The sequence below is a fragment of the Oleidesulfovibrio vietnamensis genome (genome assembly GCF_055388115.1).
Genome location: NZ_AP042419.1, coordinates 2574042 through 2590502 on the forward strand (window position 1 = coordinate 2574042; position 16461 = coordinate 2590502).

The 16461-nt window shown below is 56.4% G+C and carries 9 protein-coding genes, 4 tRNA genes and 3 rRNA genes; 9 read left to right on the forward strand and 7 right to left on the reverse strand.

Features of this window, described 5'->3' with window-relative positions; all coding sequences use genetic code 11:
• Positions 1-48 precede the first annotated feature (48 nt).
• From ACZ5D1_RS11530 to ACZ5D1_RS11540, 3 genes are all read left to right on the forward strand, one after another.
• Positions 49-402, forward strand: coding sequence for a hydrogenase maturation nickel metallochaperone HypA/HybF (locus tag ACZ5D1_RS11530; protein WP_011367291.1), 354 nt, complete (start codon positions 49-51; stop codon positions 400-402).
• Between the two features lie 9 nt (positions 403-411).
• Positions 412-1071: a hydrogenase nickel incorporation protein HypB gene (gene hypB / locus ACZ5D1_RS11535; protein ID WP_011367290.1), complete on the forward strand. Its 660-nt coding sequence runs from the start codon at positions 412-414 to the stop codon at positions 1069-1071.
• A gap of 100 nt (positions 1072-1171) precedes the next feature.
• Positions 1172-2377 carry an iron-sulfur cluster carrier protein MrpORP gene (locus ACZ5D1_RS11540; RefSeq protein ID WP_455696160.1) on the forward strand — a complete coding sequence of 402 codons (1206 nt, stop codon included), beginning with the start codon at positions 1172-1174 and terminating at the stop codon, positions 2375-2377.
• A gap of 200 nt (positions 2378-2577) precedes the next feature.
• Here the strand turns inward: ACZ5D1_RS11540 and ACZ5D1_RS11545 are convergent, their stop codons facing one another.
• Positions 2578-3822 (reverse strand): M24 family metallopeptidase, encoded by a 1245-nt coding sequence (locus ACZ5D1_RS11545; RefSeq protein WP_464554941.1) that lies wholly within the window; start codon positions 3820-3822, stop codon positions 2578-2580.
• Between the two features lie 226 nt (positions 3823-4048).
• Here ACZ5D1_RS11545 and ACZ5D1_RS11550 point away from each other — a divergent pair, with 226 nt between their 5' ends.
• Genes ACZ5D1_RS11550 through ACZ5D1_RS11560 form a run of 3 tightly spaced genes read left to right on the forward strand, consistent with a single transcriptional unit; the run spans position 4049 to position 5852 of the window.
• Complete coding sequence (locus tag ACZ5D1_RS11550; RefSeq protein ID WP_011367287.1) at positions 4049-4459, forward strand: CoA-binding protein; 411 nt, start codon at positions 4049-4051, stop codon at positions 4457-4459.
• Between the two features lie 5 nt (positions 4460-4464).
• Positions 4465-4971: a YkgJ family cysteine cluster protein gene (locus ACZ5D1_RS11555; RefSeq protein WP_464554943.1), complete on the forward strand. Its 507-nt coding sequence runs from the start codon at positions 4465-4467 to the stop codon at positions 4969-4971.
• 50 nt (positions 4972-5021) lie between these two features.
• Positions 5022-5852, forward strand: coding sequence for a DnaJ domain-containing protein (locus tag ACZ5D1_RS11560; RefSeq protein WP_464554944.1), 831 nt, complete (start codon positions 5022-5024; stop codon positions 5850-5852).
• Positions 5853-5948: 96 nt separating this feature from the next.
• Here the strand turns inward: ACZ5D1_RS11560 and ACZ5D1_RS11565 are convergent.
• A tRNA-Lys gene (locus tag ACZ5D1_RS11565) sits at positions 5949-6024 on the reverse strand.
• A 95-nt stretch (positions 6025-6119) separates the two neighbouring features.
• On the opposite strand from ACZ5D1_RS11565, the gene ACZ5D1_RS11570 reads away from it, so the two are divergent.
• Together ACZ5D1_RS11570 and ACZ5D1_RS11575 are read left to right on the forward strand one after the other, a co-directional pair.
• A complete protein-coding gene (locus ACZ5D1_RS11570) occupies positions 6120-8027 on the forward strand; it encodes a protein-disulfide reductase DsbD family protein (RefSeq protein WP_464554945.1) in 1908 nt (635 codons plus the stop codon).
• 82 nt (positions 8028-8109) lie between these two features.
• Positions 8110-8185, forward strand: a tRNA-Lys gene (locus ACZ5D1_RS11575).
• Positions 8186-10243: 2058 nt separating this feature from the next.
• Here the strand turns inward: ACZ5D1_RS11575 and rrf are convergent.
• From rrf to ACZ5D1_RS11600, 5 genes are all read right to left on the reverse strand, one after another.
• Positions 10244-10358: ribosomal RNA gene (gene rrf, locus ACZ5D1_RS11580) — 5S ribosomal RNA — on the reverse strand.
• Positions 10359-10477: 119 nt separating this feature from the next.
• Positions 10478-13408: ribosomal RNA gene (locus ACZ5D1_RS11585) — 23S ribosomal RNA — on the reverse strand.
• A gap of 205 nt (positions 13409-13613) precedes the next feature.
• Positions 13614-13689 (reverse strand) — tRNA-Ala (locus tag ACZ5D1_RS11590).
• A gap of 14 nt (positions 13690-13703) precedes the next feature.
• Positions 13704-13780, reverse strand: a tRNA-Ile gene (locus tag ACZ5D1_RS11595).
• A gap of 66 nt (positions 13781-13846) precedes the next feature.
• Positions 13847-15388: ribosomal RNA gene (locus tag ACZ5D1_RS11600) — 16S ribosomal RNA — on the reverse strand.
• Together the 16S, 23S and 5S rRNA genes with 2 tRNA genes alongside form the textbook arrangement of a ribosomal RNA operon.
• Before the next feature lie 454 nt (positions 15389-15842).
• On the opposite strand from ACZ5D1_RS11600, the gene rdgC reads away from it, so the two are divergent.
• On the forward strand, positions 15843-16457 hold the full coding sequence (gene rdgC / locus ACZ5D1_RS11605; protein ID WP_011368429.1) for a recombination-associated protein RdgC: 615 nt from the start codon (positions 15843-15845) through the stop codon (positions 16455-16457).
• The last annotated feature ends 4 nt before the right edge of the window (positions 16458-16461 follow it).

Sequence of the window (16461 nt, forward strand, 5' to 3'; positions counted from 1 at the left end):
ATCACAACAGCACTTTACGCCGTGTTTCTTTTGATTTACCTATCATTCATGCATGAAATGTCCATCGCCGCAAGCCTGATAGATATCGTCAAGGAAGAAATGGCCAAGCACGGAGCCACCCGCCTGCTGATGGTGCGGGTACGCTACGGCAGGCTGACCAACATCGTTCCCGAAGCCCTGCAGATGGGCTTTGAAGCCACCTGCCTTGAGGCAGGCATCAAAGATGCCAGACTGGAACTGGAAGAGGTTCCCCTGACGGTTGCCTGCGGCGGGTGCGGTGAAACTTTCACCCCCGAACATGAGGACATACTGTACATGCCCTGCCCCCGCTGCGGGCGCGAGTTTGCCCACGAGGTGCTGACAGGGCGCGAGCTTTTTGTCGATCACATCGAAGCAGAATAAGGAAGCGCCATGGAAATTCCCGTTATCCGCAACGTTCTGGAAGCCAACGAACAGACCGCGGCACAGCTGCGCAAACTGTTTGCTCAAAGCGATCTGCTGGTTCTGAACCTTATCAGTTCACCCGGCGCGGGCAAAACCAGCCTGCTGGAACGCACTCTTACCGATCTGAAGGACGAATTCGTCATGGCCGTGGTGGAGGGCGACCTGCAGACATCCAACGATGCGCGGCGCGTTGCGGCCACCGGAGCAAAGGCAGTACAGATAAACACCGACGGCGGCTGCCATCTGAACAGCGCCATGGTGCTGGATGCCGTACAGCATTTCGACCTGAAAGCAACGGATATCCTGTTCATCGAAAACGTGGGAAATCTGGTATGTCCCGTGGAATTTGACTGCGGCGAAGATTTTAAAATCGCCCTGCTCAGCGTGACGGAAGGTGACGACAAGCCGGAAAAATACCCTCTGCTGTTCAACCTTTCCGCAGCCATGGTGCTGAATAAGACCGACCTGCTGCCTTATGTCGATTTTGACGTGGAACGCGCACGCCGGTTTGCCACTCACCTTAATAAGGACCTTGCTTTCCTGCCTGTTTCATGCCGCTCCGGCGAAGGGCTGCAAGCATGGTACGACTGGATACGCACAGCCGTAACCGCCAAGCGCGCGGCCTGATTTTCCGTATATGCACCGGCCCGCAACGCACCGCGCTGCGGGCTTTTTTTCGGGCAGCACATTCCGCCGCGCCACAACTTTTTTCAGGAAGCATAAAGCCATGAGTAATACCGGCTGCGGGCAGACCGCAGGAGCACAGGCACAGGGTCTGCAGGAACTGAACCCCGAAGAAATGCGCCTGCAGCGTACATTGAAACGCATCCGCCACAAAGTCGTGGTCATGTCGGGCAAGGGCGGCGTGGGCAAGTCCACATTTGCCGTCAATCTGGCGGCAGGGCTTGCGCTGGCGGGCAAACGCGTGGGCCTTATAGACGTCGATGTCCACGGTCCCAGCGTGCCCCGCCTGCTCGGCCTGCACAATGCCCGCGTCACCATTGAAAACGACTATATCGAGCCTGTCCGCTGGAGTGCCGGTCTTTCCGTCATGTCGCTGGGCTTTCTGCTGCCCGACATGGATCAGGCAGTTGTCTGGCGCGGCCCCGTAAAAATGGGATTTATCAGGCAACTGCTGGCCGACGTGGTGTGGGGCGACCTTGACTATCTGATCGCCGACTGCCCCCCCGGCACCGGAGATGAACCGCTTTCGGTGCTGCAACTGCTCGGTGCCGACGCACAGGGCCTTATTGTCACCACGCCGCAGGCTGTCGCCGTTGACGACGTACGCCGCTCCATATCGTTCTGCCGGGATCTGGGCAATCCAGTACTGGGACTGGTAGAAAACATGAGCGGCATAGCCTGCCCGCAGTGCGGCCATCTGGAGGCGCTGTTCGGCAAAGGCGGAGGAAAAGATCTGGCAGAAGAAACAGGCGTGCCTTTTCTTGGCGCCGTCCCGCTGGACCCTCAGGTTGTGCGGTCCGGTGACAAGGGGCTGGTGTTTGTGCAGGCCCGCCCTGAAGCAGCAGCGGCGCAGGCTGTCATGCATGTGGTGCAGACAGTGCTTGCCCTTTCGGAAAACGACAGGCCGCAGGCACCATCACTGCACGGGCCGGTCACCGTGGCTGTCACTGCCGCCGGAGGCACGCTGTGCCGCCACGCCGGTTACTGCGAAGAAATTATTCTGGCGCAGGCTGACGGTAAAAGCAGGCAGGTGCAAGAGGTACGCACCGTTCCTGCACCCGCAGACTCGACCACTTTGCCGGAGTGGCTCGCCGGGCAGGGAGTCAACGTGCTCATCACCGGCGGGCTTTCCGCCGAGATGGAAAACCGCCTGCGCCGCGAAGGCATCACATGTGTTACGGGTGCTCCCGACTGCCCGCCGCAGGAGGCAGTCAGCGCATGGCTTGAAGGCCGGCTGACAGCGGGCTGACCGTTCGGCCACCGGCCGGAGCATGCGCGGCAGCAGCGCAGCACCAGACGGACACGCCGCTACCCGTCACAGCCAATTCACAGCCCCTTCCTGACCGGACGGGGCTGTCTTTTTTCCGCCCCTTCCGCTAATAAGCAAAAGCAACCCGCTACGTCCGCAGCACCGGTTACACGCACTCCGGAGCCTGACCGCGCCGCAGGCTACTCCACGCACACAATACCGAAATCGTCACCCGTAAGGCACCGGCAGCCGTCTTCCGTCACTTCATACGTGTTTTCAACGCCCACCATGCCGGTTCCCTCAATGCCTATCTTCGGCTCCAGCGCAAAGACCATGCCTTTTTCCACAGGTGCGTCAAAACGGGCGGCAATAACGGGCTGATCATCAATGGCCAGACCGATGCCGTGCCCCAGAAAAGCCACCTTTCTGTCGTCCACGCCCATGAATCCGGCCTCAAATCCCTCGCGCCGCGCAGTCTGCAGTGCCTGTGCGTACAGTTCGGAAGGGACGGCACCGGGTTTCAACGCCTCAGCGGTCTTCTGCTGTATCATCACGCACACATCATGCGCCCGGCGCACGACATCGGGCACGGCAGCAGCTGCACCGGCAAAATATATCTGCGTCTTGTCCGTGTGGTACCCTTCCAGACAAAAACCGATATCACACGAAAGCACCTGCCCTTTCTGCCACACCTTTCCGGCATAACCCATGGCCGGCACAGCCGGATGTTCGCCCACAAGCCCCAGCGGCCCGTTAAAATGGCTGGGATAATTGCCGCTGTCGCCCGCGCAGACATGCCCCAGAAAAATCTCTTCTCCGGCGGCGTTCATGCGCATCATGCCGCAGTGCCCCAGACTGTAAAAAACCTGCCAGCCTGCATGGGCCACCTGACGCTCCGTCATGCCCGCATGCAGCCTGTCGGGCAGCAGATGCCGCAAAGCCTGATGATGCCGCGCCCCTGCCAGCCGCATTTTCTTCAGTTCCCACTCTGTCTTCACGCTGCGGCAGGCGCTCAGACAGCTGTCTGCGGGTGCAAAAGACACCCCGCCCATGCGTTCCTGCAGCATGGCCCCCAGCTGCCACGTCAGCCCGCCCTGTTCCACGGCGGCCACATCGCCCACAGGCACACCGGCATCGGAACAGCGCGGCATCACGTCTGAAAACGAACGGAAGGGCACGATATGCCGCAAAGGACTTTCTGCACGGGCCCGCTGCAGCCCCCTGCGCAGCATAAGCACGGGGTCACCCTGCACGGGCAGCCACAATACGCCGTTGCCCAGCGTTCCGGTCAGGTAATAAATATTGACGCGTGAAAAAACCAGCATGCCCGAAGCCGCAGGCACACGCCGGTGCATGATGCCGCGCAGGTGCTCATGCCGCTGCTGCAGCTCATCTTCCGGCATTCTTTCCGCTGCGGCAAAACGCCCCGCTGAAACTGAAGGCATATCAACTCCTGTAAAGTAAAAGGACAAGGCAGCTCGTGTGCGCGCCCGGATATCTCATCTGCTTGTAGAACAACGTCCGCACCGGCGCAACGCTGCACAGCCGGCCTGCACCAAAGCGACAATTGCACTTTACGGCAGGCATGCATATCATATAGGTTCGCTCGTTCCGGCGCGGGCCGCCGTTTTTTTCTGCCAAAATTCCCACACGACCAGCGAGGTGCTAACTATGCTTTTCGACGAGACTCTGCGCGAACTGCTTGCCAAGGCCAGAACCATCGCCATCATAGGCGCCAAAGACAAGCCCGGTCAGGCTGTGGACAACGTGGGACGCTACCTCATCACAGCCGGTTACACGGTTATCCCCGTCCATCCGGTGCGGCGTGAGGTGTGGGGGCTGGTAACGTATCCCTCGGTAACGGACATTCCCGTACCGGTAGACATTGTAAATCTGTTCCGTGCCCCGCAGTACTGCCCCGACCACGCCCGCGAGGTGCTCAGCATGCCGCAGCTGCCCGCTGCTTTCTGGATGCAGCTGGGCATACGCAGCACCGAGGCCGGAGCCATGATGGCCGAAAAACATGTGGCCGTCATCGAGGACAGATGCATCATGGTGGAACATCAACGCGTTATGCGGTAAAGAATATGAGCATAAAAGACGAAGAAGCATTTGACTGCAAAATGTGCGGCCACTGCTGTCTAGGTAAAGGCGGCATAGTGGTTGGCCCCAAAGACCTTGCCCGCATATGCGCGCATCTGGGGCTGACACCGCAAGAGTTTGAGGCCGCCTACGGAGAACGCCGCTGTGGCAAGCTGATGATCCGGACAGACAGCGACAACTACTGTATATTCTTTGAGAAAGACAAGGGATGCTCGGTACATGTGGCCAAACCTGACATCTGCCGCGCATGGCCTTTTTTCCGCGGCAATCTGATAGACAGCAACAGTCTGACCATGGCCAAAGATTTCTGCCCCGGAATCCGCAGCAATGTGACACATGCCGAATTTGCGGCACAGGGGGTGCGGTATCTGCGCGAACAGGGCCTGCTGGCCCGCGACAGAAACGCGGAGGCAAGAGCGCTTATCATTGATGACGACGAAGCCGCCCGGCTGGCGCAGGACTGTCCGCTTACCCCCGCCGGTACCCGATAACCACGGCGACCACTGCAGCAGCGTAGTCGCGACAACCCACAGGTGGCAACGTGACCCTGCAGGAATGTTACCGCATTCTCCAGATTCCCGGAGGCTCGGACAACGAAGCTGTCAAAGCGGCGTACCGTCGCCGCGCCTTTGAACTGCACCCCGACCTGCATCCTGACAAACCGGATGCAGGTCGTCAGTTCCGGCGCCTTAACGAGGCTTATGTCATTCTGACCCGCCGCGGGACAGCTGCCGGTAATGGCGGCACCACCTCCGGCGCGGCACCTTCCGGCGGCGCTGCAGCGGGCAGGCAGGCACGTGACGACGCATTCAGAGCATACTCCCGCGCCAAGCAGAACTTCCGCTCCGGCACCGGCAAACAGAAAGAGCAGACCACCCGAAAGACCGCAGCAGGACAGGATGCAGCCTCCGGCAGCTTCTATTACCGGCAGGAAGATGTTCTGCAGGACATCCTTAAAGATCCTTTCGCCCGACGCGTGTTTGAAGACATTTATGCACAGGTCAGGCGCGAAGGCAGCGCACTGAGCCGCAAAAAACCGCAGAAACGGCGTAAGCTGGCTTTGGAATGGGGAGAATCAAAGCTGAATCTGGACCTGAGTCAGGGGCTGGTTGCAGGTATCAGAGGCTGGATGCGCGGGCAGATGGACGATGAGCAGACCGTTTATCTGCCACCTGCCAATCTGGTGCCGGGCAGCAAAGTGCGGCTGAACATATCTGTCGGGTTCACCGGCGAAAAAAAGACACTGGAAGTAACCCTGCCCCCTGACTTTGTGGTGGGGCGGCCCATCCGCCTGCGGGGTCAGGGTCGCAAAATCGGCGCATGGCGCGGCGATCTGTACATACGCATTCTGGTAAAAACCGGTCCGCAGTAATCATTTTACCGGCTAGCATTCAGATATCATTTGATATCCCTTGCCCGCGGCACAAAAAAAGGTTACGGAACAAACCGTAACCTTATTTCTTGCGGATGGTGGGCCATCAGGGACTCGAACCCCGAACCAACTGATTAAGAGTCAGCTGCTCTACCAATTGAGCTAATGACCCGCTCTTGCGTCAAGCGCGGAGTGTGATTTAAGTGGATCGGGCCGTGATGTCAAGCGGCTTTTCGTTTCTTCATAAAAAAAGTAGTGTGCCTGTCCATGAAGACACTTCGTATATCTTTTTTCTCTTGTCTTTTCACTTTACTCTGTCTGCTGCCGGCCTTTCTGACCGCCCGGGCCGTTGAGCTGCCTCCTGCTGCATCCTCTGCCGCAGGCACGCCGGACACTCCGGATCCGCTGGTAACCGCTAGTCAGGCATTTTCTGTCAGCATAAACGGCCCTGCGCGACGTGTGGCGGTTATCACCCTGACCCCTGCCGCCGGCTACCATTTTTATGCCCGCGAGGCAGGAGAAGCCGGCAAACCGGTCGCCATCATCGCGCTGGCAGGTGATGAGGAAAGGCCGGTACTATACCCGCAAGGCACCCCGAAACCGGACACATTTGATCCTTCCCTCACCGTAAACGTGCATGACGGGCCGGCACGTTTTTATGTGCCGCTGCCCGATGACCCCGCGGTACAGACGCTCTCATGGAGTGTTTCGGCCCTTATGTGCTCGGCTGCGAACTGCTGGCCGGTCTCGCGCGAAGGCACTACGAAACTGGCCGGTCAGCTGCAACGCGCAGAAGCACAGCCGTGGTGGGGCGAATACGCCCGACTGGAACAGACTTCACGCACCCCTTCAGCCGTCCGGCGCATTGATGCCGGTATGGCGGCTGTAAAACAACACCCCGCTGACGGAAATGAAGTACGGCTCAGCTGGAACTTCACCCCGCGATTTTTCATGGAATCACTGGAAGTGCGCTCCATGGGAAAGGCCCTGCTTTTCGGCCTGATTGCAGGCCTTATACTTAACTTCATGCCGTGCGTGCTGCCTGTGGTCAGTCTCAAGCTGTCCACCCTGCTCACCGCCAGCGGCATTCAGGACCAGAATAAACGCATACACCATTTCAGAATGCATAATATCTGGTTTTCCGCCGGCATCATGTGCTTTTTCCTGTTGCTTGCCGCAGTTCTGGGGCTGGCCGGACTGGCCTGGGGCAGCGCGTTCCAGAGCCAGACTCTTGTTGCCGTTCTTGTGGTTCTGGTGTTTACGCTGGGTCTGAGCATGTTCGGGGTATTTAACCTGCCGGTGCTCGACCTGAAAGCCGTCCCCGCAGAAGCGCAAAGCTCCCCGCGCGGGCAGGCATTTTTTACAGGCATGATGGCTACCCTGCTTGCCACTCCCTGCTCGGGCCCTTTTCTGGGCGGCGTGCTGGGCTGGGCGTTCATGCAGTCTCCGCTGGTGCTGGGGGCCGTATTCGCCAGCGTCGGACTGGGCATGTCTTCACCGTATCTCACCATGGCAGTGTTTCCCGCACTGGTAAAGCACTTTCCCCGACCGGGCAGCTGGATAGGTATACTCGAACGCCTCGTCGGCTTCTTCCTCATGGGAACAACCGTTTACCTGCTGCGTATTCTTCCTGAAACCCTCTGGCCGTCGATGCTGGTATTGCTGTGGATCACCGGCCTTGCCGCGTGGGTGTGGGGTCGTTTTTCCGGGCTTGAAAAATCATTCCGCCAACGCCTCTGTGTGCGAGTGCTGTGTGCAGCGACTGTGATGGCTGCGGCATGGTGGCTCAATCAGCCGCCTGCTCCACACCCGGGGTGGGAACGCTTCGAGGCTGCCCGCTTTGAACAGATGCTTGGCAAGCAGCCTGTCATTGTTGACTTTACCGCCGACTGGTGCCCCAACTGCAAAGTGCTGGAGCATACCACGCTACACGCCGAAAACCTGCGTCGCTGGATGAAGCAGTACAATGCACGCATCGTGCAGGTCGATCTTACAGAGCCGTCTGTTCAGGGTGAATCGCTGCTCAAATCACTGGGCAGCAGTTCCATCCCCGTTGTGGCTCTTTTCCCTGCCGGACAACATTCGGACAAGCCGCTCGTGCTGCGCGATATATTCACAACAGAGCAAATGGAGGAGGCTCTGCAGCAGGCATTCGGCCTGCCTGCGACAGAATAGCCGCACCCCAAAAAAATGGAAAAATAGTGTTGACAACCTGTGGAGTTCTGCATAATTTGCACTCCGCGCTTGACGCAAGAGCGGGTCATTAGCTCAATTGGTAGAGCAGCTGACTCTTAATCAGTTGGTTCGGGGTTCGAGTCCCTGATGGCCCACCATCCGCTAGTATAAGACTGCAGTTACACTGCAGTCTTTTTTTGTGTACCCGTCACCCGATTTCCCACGCCCCACATCACTTCACCGCTCTTCCGGCTGCCCGCCCTATTTTCATTGTATCCAGACCGTCCGCCAATTCCTTTTCAGGTGCAGCGTGCAAAACTAACCGTGCAGAATCAGAGCACATCAGTACCAGCCCCGCAAAAACACTACTCATGTATAATTTCAGTAACAACGCTGCCAGACTCATATAAACAATCTCATCCCACGAAAAAACAACGAAAGAGGGCTCCGGAAAACTCCGGAGCCCTCAGCCCAAAACTATCTGCGCCGCTCTACCGCATGACATCGAAACCGGACATATCTTCGCAGAATCTTTTCAAGCCCCTAATAGCCCGATGCATGCAGTAAAGGTTTGCCGGCCATGAACGGCAACAGAAAGTCCTCGGACAAATACCGTCCGCAAAAAAAGCCAGTGCGGAAAAATACAGAATCAGTACGCTGGCATAGATATCCGCTGAAAGCCAGCCGGTAGCAAATTGTTTCAACGTGGTACGGTTTTAGCCATCAGCACAGACAGTTTGTTTGAGCAGCTAGTCAGCGCTTACAGTCACTATCCACAACCACCTGACAAGTGTCAACAGCAGCACAGCAAAAAATACTGTCCACAGTCGCCCAACAACAAGCATTCACCACACATCTTCTGTCCGGCCACTGCACAGTATAGTAAAGCTGTAAACCCCGCGAGCCTACAAATCAAGCCTTCTTCATCACGGCAGCCTTACAGATTTCACCTTGTAACAAATACACCTTCCAGCTTGCCAACACAGAGCATCACCTACTGTGCTTTAAAGGGAATCACTCCTCTTGCCCGCCAGAGGCATATTTAGGATTGTTCAGTAACTGCCTCCGGCGGGCAGGGAGATGTTCTCCCTGCACCCGCAATGCGCGGCGTTGGAAAGTCGCAGAGAAATGGTTCCGGCGCGGCGGGCTGTGTTTGCTCTGCAAATTACGTCATGGCTTGCCGAATCCCCATCAATAATCGCCCGATGAGCTGGTCCATAAAGCAGCGTTGCACGGAAGGCACCCTGAGGCCCAACGTATGCTGCAGCCGGACGCCCGAAGCAGTGGGGCTGACCGGTGCAGGGCAGGCGCAACGGGGGATGCAAGGGGAATCATTCCCCTTGCCCGCCGGAGGCGTGTTTAGGGTTGTTCAGTATCTGCCTCCGGCGGGCAGGGAGATGATCTCCCTGCACCCGCAATGCGCGGCGTTGGCAGGCGGCAGACAAAAGGCTCCGGCGCGGCGGGCGGTGTTTGCTCTCCCGAATTACGTCATGGCTTGCCGAATCCCGTCAATCACCCGATGAGCTGGTCCATAAAGTATCGTTTACACGGAAGGCTCCCGAACGCCCAACGTATGCCGCAGCCGTACGCCCGAAGCAGTCGGGCTGACCGGTGCAGGGCGGGCGCAACGGGGGATGCAAGGGGAATCATTCCCCTTGCCCGCCGGAGGCGTATTTATGGTTGCTTAGTCTCTGCCTCCGGCGGGCAGGGAGATGATCTCCCTGCACCCGCAATGCGCGGCGTTGGCAGGCGGCAGACAAAAGGCTCCGGCGCGGCGGACGGTGTTTGCTCTGCCAAATTACGTCATGCCTTGCCGAACCGACATAAATCGCCCGATGAGCTGGTCCATAAAGCAGCGTTGCACGGAAGGCACCCTAAGGCCCAACGTATGCCGCAACCATACGCCCGAAGCAGTGGAACTGACCGGTGCAGGGCGGGCGCAACGGGGGATGCAAGGGGAATCATTCCCCTTGCCCGCCGGAGGCGTATTTAGGGTTGTTCAGTAACTGCCTCCGGCGGGCAGGGAGATGGTTGTTCTGATCATGCCACACAATAGTGGAGCATCAATTAAGCCCCTTCAGCCTTACCGGATGGCAGGGAGCAAGGCGGCAGATACGGAGCTAGTGCGCGTGCGGAGGAAGATGGAGGGGTTCAGAAACGACAACAGGCTCTGATCCGTTTTGGATCAGAGCCTGTTGCGCTTTTTAAAGAAAAAGCCTTGGCGACGGCCTACTTTCCCACAAGCTCCCTTGCAGTATCATCGGCGATGGCTGGCTTAACTTCCGAGTTCGGAATGGGATCGGGTGTACCCCAGCCTCCATGGTCACCAAGGCAAATTCGTGGCCGGGCTTGGTGGTCACCGGTAAGGCGGCGGGTATATCTCCCCGCGCCACGTCGACGACTGCCTGGCCGAAATTTTAATTAAATAGGGTGGAAAGGAATTTATGAGAATCAATAAGCCGCACGGGCTATTAGTACTGGTCAGCTGAGCATGTCGCCATGCGTACACCTCCAGCCTATCAACCGGGTAGTCTACCCGGGCCCTTCAGCTCTTAAAAGAGAGGGAGATCTTATCTTGAGGCAGGCTTCCCGCTTAGATGCTTTCAGCGGTTATCCCTTCCGAACATAGCTACCCTGCGGTGCCTCTGGCGAGACAACAGGAACACCAGTGGTTCGTCCATCCCGGTCCTCTCGTACTAGGGACAGGTCCTCTCAAATCTCCTACGCCCACAGCAGATAGGGACCAAACTGTCTCACGACGTTTTAAACCCAGCTCGCGTACCACTTTAAACGGCGAACAGCCGTACCCTTGGGACCTGCTTCAGCCCCGGGATGTGATGAGCCGACATCGAGGTGCCAAACCGCGCCGTCGATATGAACTCTTGGGCGCGATCAGCCTGTTATCCCCGGCGTACCTTTTATCCAATGAGCGATGGCCCTTCCATGCGGAACCACCGGATCACTAACACCAACTTTCGTTCCTGCTCGACATGTCTGTCTTGCAGTCAAGCTCCCTTATGCGTTTGCACTCGACGGCTGGTTTCCAATCAGCCTGAGGGAACCTTTGCATGCCTCCGTTACATTTTGGGAGGCGACCGCCCCAGTCAAACTACCCACCAGACACTGTCTTCCTGCCGGCTAACGGCGAGGAATTAGAGCCTTAGACTGACAAGGGTGGTATTTCAAGGTTGGCTCCACCGATACTGGCGTACCGGCTTCAAAGCCTCCCACCTATCCTACACATGTCAGCCCAAAACCCAATGTCAAGCTATAGTAAAGGTGCACAGGGTCTTTCCGTCTTGCTGCGGGTACACGGCATTTTCACCGCGACTTCAATTTCACCGAGTCACTAGTTGAGACAGCGCGGAGATCGTTACGCCATTCGTGCAGGTCGGAACTTACCCGACAAGGAATTTCGCTACCTTAGGACCGTTATAGTTACGGCCGCCGTTTACCGGGGCTTCGGTTCGAAGCTTCGCTTGCGCTAACCTCTCCCCTTAACCTTCCGGCACCGGGCAGGCGTCAGTCCCTATACGTCGTCTTACGACTTAGCAGAGACCTATGTTTTTAGTAAACAGTCGCCACCGCCATTTCTCTGCGGCTCTCCTGGGCTTATTGAGTAAATCATTCACCCGGAAGAGCACCCCTTATTCCGAAGTTACGGGGTCATTTTGCCGAGTTCCTTAACTAGTGTTCTCTCGAGCGCCTTGGGTTACTCACCCCACCCACCTGAGTCGGTTTACGGTACGGTCTGCATGAACTATACTTAGGAGCTTTTCTAGGCAGCATAGGCTCAACCACTTACGTCCTTGCGGACACCGCATCGTGCCTCGGCCTTAGAGGAAGACGGATTTGCCTGTCTTCCAAGCCTACACACTTGCACCGGCTAATCCAACAGCCGGCTGGCCTACCTTTCTGCGTCCCTCCATCGCGCGATCACACAGGTACGGGAATATTAACCCGTTTCCCATCGACTACGGCTTTCGCCCTCGCCTTAGGGGCCGACTAACTCCGGGCAGATTACCTTTACCCGGAAAACCTTGGGTTTACGGCGAACAGGTTTCTCACCTGTTTTATCGTTACTTATGTCAGCATAATCACTTCTCTACAGTCCAGCTGGCCTTACGGCGCACCTTCGACCCATAGAGAACGCTCCCCTACCGCTCGTCAAAGACGAGCCCGAAGCTTCGGTACCATGCTTAGCCCCGTTACATTTTCGGCGCAGGATCTCTAGACCAGTGAGCTATTACGCTTTCTTTAAAGGATGGCTGCTTCTAAGCCAACCTCCTGGCTGTCTAGGAAATCCCACCACCTTTGCCACTGAGCATGGATTTGGAGACCTTAGCTGTCGGTCTGGGCTGTTTCCCTTTCGACTACGGACCTTCGCACCCGCAGTCTGACTCCCAGGGTACATCTTACGGCATTCGGAGTTTGATAGGGTTTGGTAAGCTGGTAGGCCCCCTAGCCCTGTCAGTGCTCTACCTCCGTAAGACAATCCCTGAGGCTATACCTCAATATATTTCGGGGAGAACCAGCTATCACCGAGTTTGATTGGCCTTTCACCCCTATCCACAAGTCATCCAAATCATTTTCAGCTGATACTGGTTCGGTCCTCCACCAAGTTTCACCTTGGCTTCAACCTGCTCATGGATAGATCACTCGGTTTCGGGTCTACTCCGCTGTACTTGTCGCCCTGTTCAGACTCGCTTTCGCTACGGCTACACTTGCGCTTAACCTTGCACAGCAGAATAACTCGCTGACTCATTATGCAAAAGGCACGCGGTCACATCTTAAAGATGCTCCCACAGCTTGTAGGCAACTGGTTTCAGGTTCTATTGCACTCCCCTAACAGGGGTTCTTTTCACCTTTCCCTCACGGTACTGGTTCACTATCGGTCGCCAGAGAGTACTTAGCCTTGGAAGATGGTCCTCCCGGATTCCCACGAGGTTTCACGTGCCTCGCGGTACTCAGGTGCCTTCCGAGCCGTGTTCCGTTTCAGGTACGGGGCTTTCACCCTCTATGGCCAGGCTTCCCAGCCTGTTCCCCTGCGTACTTACGGATCTCTTATGAAGGTCCTACAACCCCGCATGGACGAATCCACACGGTTTGGGCTGATCCCCGTTCGCTCGCCGCTACTGAGGGAGTCTCGTTTGATTTCCTCTCCTCCGGGTACTGAGATGTTTCACTTCCCCGGGTTTGCTCCGCAAGACCTATGTATTCAGTCAAGCGGTAACGGGACATGACTCCCGCTGGGTTTCCCCATTCAGAGATCTCCGGATCACAGGATGTTTGGCTCCTAACCGAAGCATATCGCAGCCTACCACGTCTTTCATCGCCTTCTGGCGCCTAGGCATCCACCAGTTGCCCTTAATAACTTATTAATTCTCGTTCCTTTCCATCCCTATTCAATTTTCAAAGAGCGAGGAACATATGTTCCTCTTACGCAGTTCAGTGTACTGCGTTTAGCAGAAGCTTTCGCTCCGGCCGCACGGCAAGTGCGGGTTGCAATTGCAAAGCCGTATGCTTTGCCGCTGCTGTCGGACTTGCCGTTATGTAAAAGAACTCGCGGGCCATGCCACCGTAAAGTGGTGGAGGCGAACGGATTTGAACCGATGACCCCCTGCTTGCAAGGCAGGTGCTCTCCCAGCTGAGCTACGCCCCCACGGTGCGTGGTGATGGTGGGCCTAGGAAGACTTGAACTTCCGACCTCACGCTTATCAGGCGTGCGCTCTAACCAGCTGAGCTATAGGCCCAGGCTTCCCGCGTCAAAGAGTCAAGCTCCTTGAAATTAAATAGCGAGTTGGACAAATGGAATCGTTAAAGGAGGTGATCCAGCCGCAGGTTCCCCTACGGCTACCTTGTTACGACTTCACCCCAATCATCGGCCCTACCGTAGACGACTGCCTCCCTTGCGGGTTAGCTCATCGGCGTCGGGCAGAACCAACTTTCGTGGTGTGACGGGCGGTGTGTACAAGGCCCGGGAACGCATTCACCCCGTCATGATGATACGGGATTACTAGCGATTCCGACTTCATGCAGTCGAGTTGCAGACTGCAATCCGGACTGAGACGCACTTTTTGGGATTAGCTCCACCTCGCGGTATCGCAACCCTTTGTATGCGCCATTGTAGTACGTGTGTAGCCCTAGGCGTAAGGGCCATGATGACTTGACGTCGTCCCCACCTTCCTCCCCGTTAACCGGGGCAGTCTCTCCAGAGTGCCCAGCATTACCTGATGGCAACTGAAGATAGGGGTTGCGCTCGTTGCGGGACTTAACCCAACACCTCACGGCACGAGCTGACGACAGCCATGCAGCACCTGTCTCGGAGCTCCCCGAAGGGCACTCCCTCTTTTCGGAGGGATTCTCCGGATGTCAAGCCTAGGTAAGGTTCTTCGCGTTGCATCGAATTAAACCACATACTCCACCGCTTGTGCGGGCCCCCGTCAATTTCTTTGAGTTTCAGCCTTGCGACCGTACTCCCCAGGCGGGATACTTAACGCGTTAGCTACGGCACCGAGGATCAAGTCCCCGACACCTAGTATCCATCGTTTACGGCGTGGACTACCAGGGTATCTAATCCTGTTTGCTACCCACGCTTTCGCACCTCAGCGTCAGTGTCAGTCCAGGTGGCCGCCTTCGCCACCGGTGTTCCTCCAGATATCTACGGATTTCACTCCTACACCTGGAATTCCGCCACCCTCTCCTGAACTCTAGCCTAGCAGTATCAAGTGCAATTCCCCGGTTGGGCCGGGGGCTTTCACACCTGACTTACCAAGCCGCCTACGCGCGCTTTACGCCCAGTGATTCCGATTAACGCTTGCACCCTCCGTATTACCGCGGCTGCTGGCACGGAGTTAGCCGGTGCTTCCTCTAGAGGTACCGTCAGGCATGCGGCGTATTATTCCGCATACGGTTCTTCCCTCTTGACAGGAGTTTACGACCCGAAGGCCTTCATCCTCCACGCGGCGTCGCTGCGTCAGGCTTTCGCCCATTGCGCAATATTCCCCACTGCTGCCTCCCGTAGGAGTCTGGGCCGTGTTCCAGTCCCAGTGTGGCAGGTCATCCTCTCAAACCTGCTACTGATCGTTGCCTTGGTGAGCCATTACCTCACCAACTAGCTAATCAGACGCGGACTCATCAGCACCCGGAAGCTTGCAAGCAGAGGCCCCCTTTACCCTTTCAAGACTATCCGGCATTAGCAGTCGTTTCCAACCGTTATTCCGGTGATGCAGGTAGATAATCCACGCGTTACTCACCCGTGCGCCACTTTACTCATCCCCGAAGGAACTTTCGCGTACGACTTGCATGTGTTAAGCACGCCGCCAGCGTTCAATCTGAGCCAGAATCAAACTCTCCAGTTAGAAAACTGAAGCCACAAAATTCTATGGCCAAAATAAAGCTGAACTTATTTCCTGTCCAACTCGCTATTTAATTGTCAAAGAACTCCAAAAGACCCGCCCTTGAAGCAAAAAGCGTTTCTCGCTGCGGGGACGGTCTTTCTAGACGAACCCGTTTTCCGCGTCAACAACTTTTTTATTTTTTTTTCAAAAACCGCTGAGCGGTGTCTGCAAAGAGCGTTTGTCTGCGCCTCGTTGGCGCGGAGAGGGAATCTACGCTGAAGCAAGAAAAAGTCAACAGCTTTTTTCAAATAAAAACAACAAACATCTCAACACTCTTAATTCATAAGACTTTTGTCATGAAACAAACGCCGTTACAGCATGATAATCCGAGGGCATGTACCACCCTATGCGCTGGCGCACGGCGTGAAGATGCGCTACACACAGCAATCACATTTCATTGACCGGAGAGAACCAAATGGGTTTTTTAAATGCAAGCAGCAGCTTTACGCGCTTCAGGATTACCGACGACATACCCAAGGAACTGTGGGGACAGATACCGGAAAAACTCAAGCAGTTCGGCTTTAAAGAAATAGAGGACACAGCCGATGAACGCGGCTGGGGCTGGGTTTGTTTTGATGATATGCTGGATCCGTGGTGGCGTGCCGCTCCGCCGGAAAAAGGCAGCTACATAACATTTTCTCTGCGGCTTGATACGCGGCGCCTGTCTGCCGCGGTGATCAAGAAGCACCTCGCCCTGGCTTTGCGCGACGAAGAAGCCCGCAACAAGGATCAGGGGAAGAAGTTCATATCACGCGCGCGCAAGACAGAGCTGAAAGAACAGGTTAAGCTTAAACTGATGGCGCGCACGCTGCCGGTTCCGGCAGAATTCAATGTTGTCTGGAACATGCAGACCAACGATGTTTACTTTGCTTCCACCCAGTCAAAGGTTGTCGACCTGTTTACCGACTATTTCACTCTGACCTTTGATCTGCATCTGGAAGAACTGACACCGTACTCACTGGCGCTGCGTCTGCTGGGAGAAGAGATACAGCCCAGACTGGACGCCGTTGAACCTACCAGCTTTGCGTAACCTT

Bases quoted from the DNA above. Each gene is read 5' to 3' on its own strand.
- rdgC (WP_011368429.1), top strand. From the start codon at position 15,843: ATGGGTTTTTTAAATGCAAGCAGCAGCTTTACGCGCTTCAGGATTACC.
- ACZ5D1_RS11540 (WP_455696160.1), top strand. From the start codon at position 1,172: ATGAGTAATACCGGCTGCGGGCAGACCGCAGGAGCACAGGCACAGGGT.
- ACZ5D1_RS11555 (WP_464554943.1), top strand. From the start codon at position 4,465: ATGAGCATAAAAGACGAAGAAGCATTTGACTGCAAAATGTGCGGCCAC.
- ACZ5D1_RS11530 (WP_011367291.1), top strand. From the start codon at position 49: ATGCATGAAATGTCCATCGCCGCAAGCCTGATAGATATCGTCAAGGAA.
- ACZ5D1_RS11545 (WP_464554941.1), bottom strand. From the start codon at position 3,822: ATGCCTTCAGTTTCAGCGGGGCGTTTTGCCGCAGCGGAAAGAATGCCG.
- hypB (WP_011367290.1), top strand. From the start codon at position 412: ATGGAAATTCCCGTTATCCGCAACGTTCTGGAAGCCAACGAACAGACC.
- ACZ5D1_RS11550 (WP_011367287.1), top strand. From the start codon at position 4,049: ATGCTTTTCGACGAGACTCTGCGCGAACTGCTTGCCAAGGCCAGAACC.
- ACZ5D1_RS11570 (WP_464554945.1), top strand. From the start codon at position 6,120: ATGAAGACACTTCGTATATCTTTTTTCTCTTGTCTTTTCACTTTACTC.